Below are 14,238 nucleotides of genomic sequence, written 5' to 3'. Positions count from 1 at the left end.
CTTTAAACCGTTACAGTCTCGCCTCAATAATCGCTTTGGCCACATTATTAGGCGCCTCTGCGTAATTGAAAAACTCCATTGAATACGACGCTCGCCCTTGCGTTGCAGAACGTAAGTCCGTCGCATAACCAAACATTTCTGACAGTGGCACTTTCGCGCGAACAATCTTCACGCCAGCAACACCGTCGTCCATGCCTTCAATGATGCCGCGACGACGATTAAGATCGCCAACAACATCACCCATCCAGTCTTCCGGCGTTGTTACTTCAACCTTCATAAGCGGCTCAAGTAACACCGGATCCGCCTGTTCAGCTCCATTCTTGAAGCCCATTGAACCAGCGATCTTAAACGCCATTTCTGAAGAGTCAACATCATGGTAAGAACCATCGAATAAAGTGACCTTCACATCTAGCACCGGATATCCTGCTACCACCCCGTTGCGCATCTGTTCTTCGACGCCTTTATCAACAGAGGGAATAAATTCTTTTGGAATTACACCGCCAACGATTTCGTTCACGAATGTATAGCCTGCGCCTTCTTCCTGTGGCTCAAGACGTAACCAAACATGACCAAATTGACCGCGACCACCAGATTGGCGAACAAACTTACCTTCCACTTCCACAGACTTGCGGATTGTTTCACGATAAGACACTTGCGGATTACCGACGGAGCACACAACACCGAACTCACGCTTCATGCGATCAACGATGATGTCTAGGTGTAACTCACCCATACCAGAAATGATTGTCTGGCCGGTTTCTTCGTCAGTGTGCACTCTGAATGACGGGTCTTCTGCCGCTAGTTTGCTTAGTGCCACACCCATCTTTTCTTGGTCAGCAGTAGATTTTGGCTCTACCGCAATCGAGATAACAGGCTCAGGGAATTCCATACGTTCAAGGGTGATCACTTCGTTCGGATCACACAATGTATCACCTGTTGTTACGTCCTTAAGACCTATAGCCGCTGCGATATCACCCGCACGGACTTCTTTTAATTCTTCACGATCTTTTGCGTGCATTTGCACGATACGACCAAAACGCTCACGTTTGCCTTTCACTGGGTTGTAAACCGTATCGCCGGTTTTGATAACACCCGAGTAGCAACGGAAGAACGTGAGTGTACCCACAAATGGGTCTGTCGCAATTTTAAACGCCAATGCAGAGAATGGCTCATCGTCATCAGCGTGGCGTTCAGCTGGCGTGTCTTTGCCATCGTCCAGTACGCCATTAATTGCTGGAATATCGATCGGTGCAGGTAAAAACTCTACTACCGCATCGAGAACGGCTTGAACGCCTTTGTTTTTGAATGCAGATCCACAGGTCGCCAGTACAATTTCATTGTTCAGGGTACGAATACGAAGGCCTTGCTTGATTTCCTGCTCTGACAACTCCTCTCCTTCGAGGTATTTGTCCATAAGCTCTTCTGACGCTTCTGCAGCAGCTTCGATCATTTCTGTGCGCAATTGTTCTGCTTCATCTAAACAATCTGCTGGGATCTCATCATAAGTAAACGTCATCCCCTGATCAGCTTCATTCCAATTAATGGCTTTCATCTTGAACAGGTCGATCACGCCTTTGAAATTTTCTTCGCTACCGATGTTCATTTGGATCGGTACGCAATTCGCGCCGAGTCGATTACGAATTTGTTCGACAACGCGCTTAAAGTCTGCACCGGCACGGTCCATCTTATTGACGAAAACCATACGCGGTACAGAATATTTATTGGCTTGACGCCAAACGGTTTCAGATTGAGGCTCTACCCCTGACGAACCGCAAAACACCACCACAGCACCATCAAGTACACGCAATGAACGCTCCACTTCGATTGTGAAGTCTACGTGCCCTGGGGTATCAATGATATTGATACGATGTTGTTCGAACTGCTGCTGCATACCGGCCCAGAAACAAGTGGTCGCAGCTGACGTGATAGTGATACCACGCTCCTGCTCTTGTTCCATCCAGTCCATAGTTGCAGCACCGTCATGTACCTCACCAATTTTGTGAGATAAGCCGGTATAGAACAATACGCGCTCAGTCGTTGTGGTTTTACCCGCATCAACGTGAGCAACGATACCGATATTACGGTATCGCTCAATGGGTGTTTTACGCGCCATGAATCGCTCTCAATTAAACCGTGATTACCAGCGGTAGTGAGCGAATGCTTTGTTCGCTTCAGCCATGCGGTGAACGTCTTCACGCTTCTTCACTGCAGAGCCTTTGTTCTCTGATGCATCTAGCATTTCAGCTGCTAGACGCGCCGCCATAGACTTCTCACCACGCTTACGTGCAGCTTCTACCATCCAACGCATACCTAATGCATTACGACGAACTGGACGAACTTCTACCGGTACTTGGTAAGTAGAACCACCCACACGGCGTGATTTTACTTCCACAGTTGGGCGGATGTTGTCTAGTGCATCTTCAAATACATCAAGGTGTGCCTTGCCGGTTTTTTCAGCAACAATATCGAGCGCACCGTAAACGATTTTCTCAGCGGTTGATTTCTTGCCGTCGAGCATAACGACATTCATGAACTTAGCTAGTAGCTGTGATCCGAACTTAGGATCAGGTAGGATCTTACGTTGACCTACGACTCTTCTTCTTGGCATCTTAATTCTCCGTGGAATTCAGGGATTACCCAAAACTCAAATTTCAGTTTGGCCTTACTAACGGAGAACCGTTAAGACTTAGGCCTTTTCGCGCCGTACTTAGAACGGGCTTGTTTACGATCGTTTACACCTGCACAGTCCAAAGTACCGCGAACAGTGTGATAACGAACACCTGGTAGATCTTTAACACGACCACCGCGAATCAATACAACGCTGTGCTCTTGTAAGTTGTGACCTTCACCACCGATATAAGAAGAAACTTCAAATCCGTTGGTTAAACGAACACGGCATACTTTACGTAATGCTGAGTTCGGCTTCTTAGGCGTAGTTGTATATACACGAGTACATACACCACGACGTTGTGGGCAAGCTTGCAAAGCCGCTACGTTGCTCTTGGCAGCGGGCTTTTGGCGTGGCTTACGCACTAACTGGTTAACTGTTGCCATTAACTAGCTCCTGATTAAATAACTAAAAACCTTGAACGTCTGTTTAAGGTCGCTCACGGTTATACAAAAAACCGCGCCCATTTTTTGGGACGCGGAATATTAAAGATCAATTATTGAACTGTCAAGCCAGCGAACGTAATTCGCTGGCATTACAGTGGTACGTTTAGATTACTCTTCAGTACCCGCTTCTTGATCTGATGTTTCAGCATTTAGGGCTTCGGTCAACGCTGCTTCAGCTTCTGACACTGATACAGACGTTTCCTCAACGCTTGCAAGCTTAGCTGCAGCACGTTTTTGGTGATACGCGAAACCGGTACCTGCTGGGATCAGACGACCAACGATAACGTTCTCTTTCAAACCACGTAGGTCGTCTTCTTTTCCTTGTACTGCCGCTTCTGTCAATACGCGCGTTGTTTCCTGGAACGATGCCGCAGAAATAAACGATTCTGTAGACAATGAAGCTTTAGTAATACCTAGCAACTGTGTTTCATACAGTGCGGCTAGTTTACCCTGACGCTCAAGTTCACGGTTTGCGATCTTAACTTGAGAAACCTCAAGCTGCTCGCCTTCCAAGAACTGGCTGTCGCCTGGTGCAGTGATAATACACTTACGCAACATCTGACGGATTACCACTTCGATGTGCTTATCGTTAATTTTTACACCCTGTAGGCGGTAAACTTCTTGAACTTCGTTAACAATGTAGTTAGCAACTGCACTGATACCACGTAGACGCAAGATGTCATGTGGAGACTCAGGACCGTCAGCAATAACTTCGCCTTTCTCAACAGATTCCCCTTCAAACACGTTAAGCTGACGCCACTTCGGAATCATCTCTTCATAGTGTTCGCCGTTAGGACCTGTGATAACAAGACGTTTCTTACCTTTGGTTTCTTTACCGAAACCGATAGTACCGCTTACCTCAGCAAGGATTGCAGGCTCTTTCGGCTTACGCGCTTCGAACAAGTCAGCTACGCGTGGAAGACCACCGGTGATGTCACGAGTTTTCGAAGACTCCTGAGGAATACGTGCTAGCACGTCACCCGCATTAGCAACTTTGCCTTCAGCAGCTTCAATTGTAGTAAAGCTTGGTAAGCGAATTTCTTGTAGGCCAACCTCGTCAGACTCAAGGATCAACTTAGGCTCTTTCGCATTCACCTTAGATAGATCTTTCACAACGATACGCGTCAAGCCTGTAAGCTCGTCTTGCTGCATCTCAGTGTTAGAGTCATCGATATCAGAGAACGTAATCTTAGACGCACGTTCAACGATAATTGGGTGACTATGCGGATCCCAGTTTGCTACGATTTGGCCCGCTTCAACGCTTGCACCATCATCAACGCTTAGGATTGCACCGTAAGGCACTTTATAGCGCTCTTTTTCACGGCCTTGATCGTCGATAATCGTGATTTCAGTCGAACGCGACACGATCACTACTTTATCGTCAGTGTTACGTACGAACTTCGCGTTGTGTAGCTTCATGCTACCGCTAGTTTTAACTTGTACGCTGTTTTCTGCTGATGCTCTCGAAGCCGCACCACCAATGTGGAACGTACGCATCGTAAGCTGTGTACCTGGCTCACCGATTGACTGAGCAGCGATAACACCCACAGACTCACCTTGACCAACCATGTGTCCGCGTGCAAGGTCACGACCGTAACATTGCGCACAAACACCGAAGTCGTTATCACAGGTGATTACAGAACGTACCATCACTTGGTCAACACTGTTGGCTTCCAACATGTCTACCATTTGCTCATCAAGCATGACGTTACGTTCAACCAATACTTCATCAGTACCAGGCTTCATCACGTCTTCTGCTACGACACGACCCAATACACGCTCGCGCAACGGCTCAACAACGTCACCACCTTCAATCAAAGGTGTCATTTTAACGCCTTCGAACGTACCACAATCTACGTTAGTGATAACCAGATCCTGTGCCACGTCAACCAAACGACGCGTCAAGTATCCTGAGTTAGCTGTTTTCAATGCGGTATCGGCTAGACCTTTACGCGCACCGTGCGTCGAAATAAAGTACTGAAGAACGTTCAGACCTTCACGGAAGTTCGCCGTGATTGGCGTTTCGATGATTGAGCCATCTGGCTTAGCCATAAGACCACGCATACCCGCTAGCTGACGAATCTGAGCGGCACTACCACGAGCACCCGAGTCGGCCATCATGAATACTGAGTTGAAAGAGATTTGCTCTTCATCTTCGCCGTCTTTGTTTTTAACGGTCTCAGTTTTCAAGTTATCCATCATCGCCTTAGCAACTTTTTCGTTGGCGTTTGACCAGATATCGATAACTTTGTTGTAACGCTCACCCGCGGTAACAAGACCTGACTGGAACTGCTCCTGAATTTCGATTACTTCAGCTTCAGCTGCATCAATGATGTCTTTCTTCGCATCAGGGATAACCATATCGTCAATACCAACTGACGCACCCGCGATCATCGCGTAGTGGAAACCGGTATACATGATTTGGTCAGCTGCGATTACCGTGTCTTTCAAACCAAGCGTACGGTAGCACGCGTTCAATAGGTTAGAGATCTGCTTCTTACCCATTGGTTGGTTGATGATTTCAAACGGCAAACCTTTTGGTAGAACCAAAGAGAAAATAGCTCGGCCAACGGTAGTGTCAGTCAAGGTTACTTTCTTAGTTTTGCTGCCATCTTCTGCGATGTCGTATTCAGTGATACGTACTTTTACGCGTGAATGTAGTTCAGCGTTACCTGTACGGTAGGCCTTTTCAGCTTCGTTAGGTGAGGTAAATACCATACCTTCACCCACGCCGTTCACTTTATCACGTGTTAGGTAATACAAGCCCAATACAACGTCCTGTGAAGGTACGATGATAGGGTCACCGTTTGCTGGTGATAGAATGTTATTTGTCGACATCATCAACGCACGAGCTTCTAATTGAGCTTCGATGGTTAATGGTACGTGAACCGCCATTTGGTCACCGTCGAAGTCGGCGTTGTAGGCCGCACACACTAGTGGGTGTAGCTGAATCGCTTTACCTTCGATAAGGGTCGGTTCAAACGCTTGGATACCCAAACGGTGAAGTGTTGGTGCACGGTTAAGTAACACAGGGTGTTCACGGATAACGTCATCTAGAACGTCCCAAACCTCTGGTGCTTCGCGCTCAACTAACTTCTTAGCAGCTTTAATCGTAGTCGCTAATCCACGTCCTTCTAATTTACCGTAGATAAACGGCTTGAAAAGTTCCAATGCCATCTTCTTCGGAAGACCACACTGGTGAAGACGTAATGTAGGACCAACAGTGATTACAGAACGACCTGAGTAATCAACACGTTTACCCAATAAGTTCTGACGGAAACGACCTTGCTTACCTTTGATCATGTCTGCCAAAGACTTCAATGGACGTTTATTAGAACCGGTAATCGCACGACCACGACGACCATTATCTAGCAATGCGTCTACCGCTTCCTGCAACATACGTTTTTCGTTACGTACGATGATATCTGGTGCAGCAAGATCCAATAGGCGCTTCAAACGGTTGTTACGGTTAATGACGCGACGATATAAATCGTTTAGATCAGAGGTCGCAAAACGACCGCCATCCAATGGTACCAATGGACGAAGATCAGGTGGAAGTACCGGCAATACGGTCATGATCATCCACTCAGGAGCGTTGCCCGACTGTTGGAAAGATTCCAATAGTTTCAAACGCTTAGTGATCTTCTTACGCTTAGTTTCTGAGTTAATGCTCGGTAACTCTTCACGCATCGCTGCAACGTCAGCATCAACGTCAAGGTGCTTCAGCAATTCAAAGACCGCTTCCGCGCCCATTTTTGCTTCAAACTCGTCACCGTGCTCTTCTAACGCGTCTAAGTATTCTTCTTCACCTAGTAATTGACCGCGCTCTAGGTCAGTAAGACCTGGCTCAGTTACTACGTAGCTTTCAAAGTAAAGTACACGTTCGATATCACGTAGCGTCATGTCCAACATCAAACCGATACGAGACGGCAATGATTTAAGGAACCAAATGTGTGCCACTGGGCTAGCTAGCTCAATGTGACCCATACGCTCACGACGTACTTTAGTTAGTGTTACTTCAACACCACATTTTTCACAGATTACACCACGGTGCTTAAGGCGCTTGTACTTACCACACAAACACTCATAGTCTTTTACCGGGCCGAAAATGCGGGCACAAAACAGACCATCACGCTCTGGCTTGAACGTACGGTAGTTAATGGTTTCTGGCTTCTTAACTTCACCAAATGACCAGCTACGGATCATATCTGGTGACGCAAGACCGATACGAATATTATCGAATTCTTCTGTCTTATTCTGTTGCTTCAGAAACTTAAGTAAATCTTTCACAGTATTCTCCCAACGGAGTCAGTCTTAATAGACCCGGCTCGCGAACCGGGCCTCACTCAAACAAATACCTTTCAGTCAGAAAGGCCAATTAACGGCTTGATTAGCGCTCTTCTAGCTCGATATTGATACCGAGTGAACGGATTTCCTTCAACAATACGTTGAACGATTCAGGCATGCCTGGCTCCATTCTGTGATCACCATCAACGATGTTCTTATACATCTTCGTACGACCGTTAACGTCATCTGACTTAACAGTAAGCATCTCTTGTAGCGTATAAGCTGCACCATAAGCTTCAAGTGCCCACACTTCCATCTCACCGAAGCGCTGACCACCGAATTGTGCTTTACCACCCAATGGTTGCTGAGTAACCAAGCTGTACGATCCAGTAGAACGGGCGTGCATCTTGTCATCAACTAAGTGGTTCAGTTTAAGCATATACATGTAACCGACTGTTACTGGACGCTCAAACGCTCGACCGGTACGACCGTCAAACAATGTGATCTGACCGCTTTCAGGCAAGTCAGCAAGTTTCAACATTTGCTTGATTTCGTCTTCACGAGCACCGTCAAATACAGGTGTCGCTACTGGAAGACCTTTACGCAAGTTCTCAGCAAGACGCTTAATTTCATCATCAGAGAAGCTGTCAATATCGACCTCTTGATGTGAATCACCTAACTCATACACCTCTTTAATGAAGGCACGTAGTTTGGCCATTTCTTCTTGCTCTTTGATCATGCGATCAATCTTCGCACCGATACCGTGTGCAGCCATACCCAAGTGAGTTTCAAGGATCTGACCGATGTTCATACGCGATGGTACACCTAGCGGGTTCAATACGATGTCTACCGGCGTGCCGTTTTCATCGTAAGGCATATCTTCTACCGGTTGGATAGTTGAGATAACACCTTTGTTACCGTGACGTCCGGCCATTTTATCACCTGGCTGGATATGACGTTTAACGGCTAGATATACTTTAACAATCTTCAATACACCTGGTGCTAGATCGTCACCTTGAGTGATCTTACGACGCTTAGCTTCAAACTTCTTATCGAAGTCGTCTTTAGTCGCCGTGTACTGCTCAGCAGTTTGATCCAACTCGTTTTGCGCGTCTTCGTCTTTCAACGGAATATCGAACCATTTCTCACGCGGCATGCTGTCAAGCTTAGCTTGATCAACACCGTTCTTAAGCAATAGGTTCTGTGCACGTGCAAAAATGCCGTCAGCTAGGATATTGAATTCGTCAGACAAATCTTTCTTAACCTGACGTAACTGCATATCTTCGATTTCGAGGGCGCGTTTGTCTTTCTCTACACCATCACGGGTAAAGACTTGTACATCAATAACGGTACCGTGAACACTGTTTGGTACACGTAGTGAAGTATCCTTAACGTCAGACGCTTTCTCACCAAAGATAGCTCTTAGAAGTTTTTCTTCTGGCGTAAGCTGGGTTTCACCTTTAGGGGTAACTTTACCAACTAAGATGTCACCGCCTTTAACTTCAGCACCGATGTAAACAACACCAGACTCATCCAATTTGCCCAATGCAGACTCACCCACATTAGGGATATCTGAACTGATTTCTTCTGGACCAAGCTTAGTATCACGAGCGATACAGCTAAGTTCCTGAATATGGATAGTCGTAAAGCGGTCTTCCTGTGCTACACGCTCAGAAATAAGGATCGAATCCTCGAAGTTGTAACCGTTCCAAGGCATGAACGCGATGCGCATGTTTTGACCAAGCGCTAGCTCACCTAGGTCTGTTGAAGGACCATCGGCAAGAACATCACCCGCTACAATTGGGTCACCTACGTTACATGTTGGCTTCTGGTTAATACACGTGTTCTGGTTAGAACGTGTGTATTTAGTCAAGTTGTAGATATCGATGCCAGCTTCACCAGCAACCATCTCTTCTTCATTAACCTTAACCACAATACGGCTCGCATCAACGTAGTCGATTACACCACCACGTTTAGCAACAACAGTAACACCAGAGTCAACGGCTACCGTTTTCTCCATACCAGTACCAACCAACGGCTTATCAGCACGTAGCGTTGGAACTGCCTGACGTTGCATGTTCGATCCCATCAATGCACGGTTTGCGTCATCGTGCTCTAGGAATGGGATAATGCTTGCCGCGATAGATACGATCTGCTGTGGAGAAACGTCCATGTACTTAATGTCTTCTTTCGGCATTAAGGTCGTTTCACCACGGTGACGACAAGGGATCAAATCTTCCGCAAGTTCACCATCTTTCAGCTCAACGTTAGCCTGTGCGATTGCAAATTGGCCTTCTTCGATAGCTGATAAGTAATCAATATCATCCGTCACTTTACCGTCAACAATGCGACGATAAGGTGTTTCAAGGAAACCGAAATCATTGGTGCGAGCAAAGCTTGATAAGCTGTTGATCAGACCGATGTTTGGACCTTCAGGTGTTTCGATTGGACATACACGACCGTAGTGAGTCGGGTGTACGTCACGTACTTCGAAGCCCGCACGTTCACGTGTCAAACCACCTGGACCTAGTGCAGAAATACGACGCTTGTGCGTTACTTCTGACAATGGGTTGTTTTGGTCCATGAACTGAGACAACTGGCTTGAGCCAAAGAATTCTTTAACCGCAGCTGAAATAGGCTTCGCGTTGATTAGGTCTTGAGGCATAACGGCATCAAGGTCACCTAGGCTTAAACGCTCTTTAACTGCACGCTCAACACGCACTAGACCAACACGGAATTGGTTTTCAGCCATTTCACCAACAGAACGAATACGACGGTTACCTAAGTGGTCGATGTCATCTACGTCATCTTTACCGTCACGAATCGTGATCAATTGCTTCATTACCGCAATGATGTCTTCGTTCTGAAGTGTGCCTGAACCTGTAAGTTCTTCGCGACCTAAACGACGGTTAAACTTCATGCGACCAACCGATGACAAGTCATAACGGTCGTCAGAGAAGAATAAGTTGTCAAATAAGGTTTCTGCTGCATCTTTTGTGGGTGGCTCACCAGGACGCATCATGCGGTAAATTTCTACCAACGCGTCTAAACGCGACTCGGTAGAATCAATACGCAATGTGTCAGAGATATATGAACCGTGATCCAATTCATTGATATACAACGTTTGGAATTCATTGATACCCGCAGCTTTCAACGCCTGCATGTTTTCAAGCGTTGCTTCATCGTTAGCGTTAACGATGACTTCACCGGTAGATTCGTCAATGTACGTTTGGGCGTACACTTTACCAATCAAGTACTCAAACGGTACTTCTAATTCAGTGATATTCGCTTTTTCTAGAGCACGAGTATGACGCGCCGAAATACGACGGCCAGTCTCAACTAGAACGTTACCATCCGCATCGATGATGTCGAACTGTGCAGTTTCACCGCGTAGGCGATCTGGCACCACTTCCATCAACGCTCGTTCTTCGTCAAAGCGAACTTGTACAGACTCGAAGAAATCTTCTAGGATTTGCTCAGTCGTCATATCCAATGCACGCAAAATGATAGTTGCTGGCAATTTACGACGACGGTCTATACGTACAAATAGGTTATCTTTTGGATCAAACTCGAAGTCCAACCAAGAACCACGGTAAGGGATAACACGGGCGTTATATAGAACTTTACCCGAGCTGTGCGTTTTACCTTTGTCATGATCAAAGAACACACCTGGTGAGCGGTGTAATTGCGATACGATTACACGTTCAGTACCGTTGATAACAAAAGTGCCGTTCTCAGTCATCAATGGGATTTCGCCCATGTAGACTTCTTGCTCTTTAATATCTTTAACCGTGCCCGGTGCTGCTTCTTTATCAAACAACACTAAACGAAGTTTAACTCTTAGCGGTGCAGAGTAGGTTACGCCACGAATTTGACATTCTTTAACGTCAAACACGGGTTCACCTAACCGGTAACTCACGTACTGTAGTTCTGAGCTACCCGAATAACTTTTTATGGGGAATACGGAACGAAATGCTGCTTCCAAGCCATATTGACCATCAGGATCGATATCAATAAACTTTTTAAAGGAATCAAGCTGGATTGAAAGAAGGTATGGAATTTCCAATACCTGTGGGCGTTTGCCAAAATCCTTACGGATACGTTTCTTTTCGCTATAAGAGTAAACCATTGGTCCCTCAGCCTGCTGATTTTTGACCCGACCTGCCACACCAGTGCGCACTGCTGTAACAAACTTCTAGTACCCTATTTAGGGCAATCCCACTAGCTTACACCAATTTTCTTAACTATTGATACCTAAGATGTTGGTTTTTTAATCTATTTTTGGGATTCCCATGCACTTTATCGTAGAGAAATTCAGGGTAAAAAAACATCAATCTCTACAGCGCAAAAAGGCTGGTGATCAATAAATCACCAGCCCAAGCCTTTCAGCCAAGTAGTTTGGTTAGACCAAATTACTTGATTTCAACTTCAGCACCAGCTTCTTCAAGCTCTTTCTTCAGTGCTTCAGCTTCATCTTTAGAAACGCCTTCTTTGATTGCTTTAGGTGCAGACTCAACTACTTCTTTAGCTTCTTTCAAGCCAAGACCAGTTGCGCCGCGAACTGCTTTGATAACAGCTACTTTGTTGCCACCGAATGAAGTCATAACAACGTCAAATTCAGTCTTCTCTTCTGCAGCAGCTTCGCCGCCAGCAGCAGGACCAGCAGCTACTGCAACAGCAGCAGATGCGTCAACGCCGAATTTTTCTTCAGCTGCTTCGATTAGCTCAACCAGTTCCATAACTGGCATTTCAGCAATCGCGTTTAAGATATCTTCTTTAGTTAGAGCCATGTCTCTAAACTCCTGGGTTTAATGTTAAAAAAATTACTATGCCAAAAACGGGAATTACTTCTCGTCTTTGATCGCCGCCAATACGCGCACAAACTTGGTTGGAACTTCGTTGATTGTACGAACGAATTTGCCAACCGGTGCTTTGAAGGTTGCAAGAAGTTTTGCAAGCGCTTCGTCGCGAGTCGGTAGTGAAGCCACTGAATCCAATTTCTCTGGACCCAATAGACCGCTACCTAATGAAAGTGCTGTAACCTTAAGCTTGTCATTACCTTTCGCGTAGTCTTTGAACAAACGCGCTGCACCGCCTGGTGCATCGATAGAGAAGCCATAGATAAGCGGGCCAGTTAGCGCGCTATCAAGGTCTGCAAACTTACTGTCTGCTAGAGCACGTTTCGCAAGAGTGTTACGTACAACACGTAAGTAAACACCTTGTTCACGAGCTTTAACACGCAGGTCAGTTAGCTCTGCAACTTCCATCCCACGGTATTCAGCGACGGCAACGGATAGAGCTCGAGATGCAACGTCGTTAATCTCCGCTACGATCTCTTTCTTTGCTGCTAAGCCTAGTGCCACTGAGTTCACCTCTTTGTATCTGATAAACGCACTCAAAAGGTTGTTTATCAGGGTTCACAGATTGATACATTGATAATCACTTATCGCAGTACCGCTCTACGGTGTTCGTTACCCCAGAGAGTCTGAGTCGAAACCACCGTCTGCGCAGGCAATTAATTAAGCGGGCGTTATCGTAGAAGTTCTCTTACCTCTTCTACCGCACCGCACCTGCGGTCTTGGACGGGAGCCACAATTTTAGCTGCGGCTCCAACCCATATTTTTTACAGAGTATTAGTTGCTAAGCGTAGCCTGATCAAGTGCAACACCTGCACCCATCGTTGTGCTTAAGCTAACTTTCTTGATGTAAGTACCTTTAGCTGAAGAAGGCTTCGCTTTGCGTAGCGCGTCTAACAATGCTTCTAGGTTTTCTTTGATTTGATTTTCATCAAACGCAATCTTACCGATGCTAGCGTGGATGATACCGTTCTTATCGTTACGGTAGCGAACCTGACCCGCTTTAGCATTCTTAACAGCCGTTGCAACGTCTGGCGTTACAGTACCTGTTTTAGGGTTAGGCATAAGGCCACGTGGACCTAAGATTTGACCTAGTTGACCAACCACGCGCATCGCGTCTGGGCTAGCAACGACTACGTCAAAGTTCATTTCGCCTTTTTTCACTTGCTCAGCAAGATCATCCATACCAACAACGTCAGCACCAGCTTCTTTAGCGGCTTCTGCGTTAGCACCTTGAGTGAATACTGCTACGCGAACGTCTTTACCAGTACCGTTAGGTAGTACAGTTGCACCACGTACGTTTTGGTCAGATTTCTTCGCATCGATACCAAGGTTGATTGCAACGTCAATGCTCTCAGGGAATTTAGCTGTTGCTAATTCTTTCAACAACGCTACTGCTTCTGAGATTGCGTATTCTTTAGTTGAGTCTACTTTTTCTGCGATTAGACGAGCGCGCTTTGTTAACTTCGCCATCTACTTAGCCCTCTACCTTCAAACCCATGCTGCGAGCAGAACCCGCAATCGTGTTAACCGCTGCATCTAAGGTAGCCGCTGTTAAGTCTGGCTCTTTAGCTTTTGCAATTTCTTCTAGCTGTGCACGAGTAACTGTACCCACTTTTTCAGTGTTAGGACGGCCAGAACCGCTCTTGATACCCGCTGCTTTCTTCAATAAGAAAGACGCAGGAGGCGTACGAGTTTCGAACGTGAATGAACGATCTTCATATACAGTGATAACAACAGGAACCGGAGCACCTTTTTCTAGTGTTTCTGTTTTTGCGTTAAACGCTTTACAGAACTCCATGATGTTAACACCGTGTTGACCCAACGCAGGACCAACTGGAGGACTTGGGTTTGCTGCACCAGCACCCACTTGTAGCTTGATATAGCCAGTTACTTTTTTAGCCATTTTGACAATCTCTCAGTTTGGGTAAAACGCCTCGCAAGTATCGAGATTACTTGCTCAATCGGCTCCCCGATAAAA

Annotated in this window: 9 protein-coding genes; all 9 read right to left on the bottom strand. The window is 46.2% G+C overall.

What is annotated here, in order from left to right; genetic code table 11:
- Positions 1-10: 10 nt before the first annotated feature.
- Entirely contained in the window at positions 11-2,113 is a 2,103-nt protein-coding gene (gene fusA / locus CSH93_RS12995; RefSeq protein ID WP_100643690.1) for an elongation factor G, read from the bottom strand.
- Positions 2,114-2,137: 24 nt separating this feature from the next.
- Positions 2,138-2,608: a 30S ribosomal protein S7 gene (gene rpsG, locus CSH93_RS12990; RefSeq protein WP_100643689.1), complete on the bottom strand. Its 471-nt coding sequence runs from the start codon at positions 2,606-2,608 to the stop codon at positions 2,138-2,140.
- Positions 2,609-2,679: 71 nt separating this feature from the next.
- Positions 2,680-3,054 (bottom strand): 30S ribosomal protein S12, encoded by a 375-nt coding sequence (gene rpsL, locus CSH93_RS12985; protein ID WP_100643688.1) that lies wholly within the window; start codon positions 3,052-3,054, stop codon positions 2,680-2,682.
- A gap of 168 nt (positions 3,055-3,222) precedes the next feature.
- Positions 3,223-7,404 carry a DNA-directed RNA polymerase subunit beta' gene (gene rpoC / locus CSH93_RS12980; RefSeq protein ID WP_100643687.1) on the bottom strand — a complete coding sequence of 1,394 codons (4,182 nt, stop codon included), beginning with the start codon at positions 7,402-7,404 and terminating at the stop codon, positions 3,223-3,225.
- Between the two features lie 100 nt (positions 7,405-7,504).
- Positions 7,505-11,530 carry a DNA-directed RNA polymerase subunit beta gene (gene rpoB, locus CSH93_RS12975; RefSeq protein WP_100644001.1) on the bottom strand — a complete coding sequence of 1,342 codons (4,026 nt, stop codon included), beginning with the start codon at positions 11,528-11,530 and terminating at the stop codon, positions 7,505-7,507.
- 283 nt (positions 11,531-11,813) lie between these two features.
- A complete protein-coding gene (rplL, locus tag CSH93_RS12970; protein WP_100643686.1) occupies positions 11,814-12,191 on the bottom strand; it encodes a 50S ribosomal protein L7/L12 in 378 nt (125 codons plus the stop codon).
- A gap of 54 nt (positions 12,192-12,245) precedes the next feature.
- Positions 12,246-12,764 carry a 50S ribosomal protein L10 gene (rplJ, locus tag CSH93_RS12965; RefSeq protein WP_100643685.1) on the bottom strand — a complete coding sequence of 173 codons (519 nt, stop codon included), beginning with the start codon at positions 12,762-12,764 and terminating at the stop codon, positions 12,246-12,248.
- A gap of 270 nt (positions 12,765-13,034) precedes the next feature.
- Positions 13,035-13,730 (bottom strand): 50S ribosomal protein L1, encoded by a 696-nt coding sequence (gene rplA / locus CSH93_RS12960; protein ID WP_100643684.1) that lies wholly within the window; start codon positions 13,728-13,730, stop codon positions 13,035-13,037.
- Between the two features lie 4 nt (positions 13,731-13,734).
- Entirely contained in the window at positions 13,735-14,163 is a 429-nt protein-coding gene (rplK, locus tag CSH93_RS12955) for a 50S ribosomal protein L11 (RefSeq protein WP_100643683.1), read from the bottom strand.
- Positions 14,164-14,238: the final 75 nt, after the last annotated feature.

This window comes from Neoalteromonas facilis, from assembly GCF_002807665.1.
GTDB classification, from domain to species: domain Bacteria; phylum Pseudomonadota; class Gammaproteobacteria; order Enterobacterales; family Alteromonadaceae; genus Alteromonas_E; species Alteromonas_E facilis.
The sequence above is the reverse complement of the archived record's forward strand: the minus strand, read 5'-3'. Positions and strand labels throughout refer to the sequence as shown.

What these genes read in the sequence shown, in the direction of transcription:
- rplL (WP_100643686.1), bottom strand. Translation starts at nt 12,191, where the DNA reads ATGGCTCTAACTAAAGAAGATATCTTAAACGCGATTGCTGAAATGCCA.
- rplA (WP_100643684.1), bottom strand. Translation starts at nt 13,730, where the DNA reads ATGGCGAAGTTAACAAAGCGCGCTCGTCTAATCGCAGAAAAAGTAGAC.
- rplK (WP_100643683.1), bottom strand. Translation starts at nt 14,163, where the DNA reads ATGGCTAAAAAAGTAACTGGCTATATCAAGCTACAAGTGGGTGCTGGT.
- fusA (WP_100643690.1), bottom strand. Translation starts at nt 2,113, where the DNA reads ATGGCGCGTAAAACACCCATTGAGCGATACCGTAATATCGGTATCGTT.
- rpsG (WP_100643689.1), bottom strand. Translation starts at nt 2,608, where the DNA reads ATGCCAAGAAGAAGAGTCGTAGGTCAACGTAAGATCCTACCTGATCCT.
- rpsL (WP_100643688.1), bottom strand. Translation starts at nt 3,054, where the DNA reads ATGGCAACAGTTAACCAGTTAGTGCGTAAGCCACGCCAAAAGCCCGCT.
- rpoB (WP_100644001.1), bottom strand. Translation starts at nt 11,530, where the DNA reads ATGGTTTACTCTTATAGCGAAAAGAAACGTATCCGTAAGGATTTTGGC.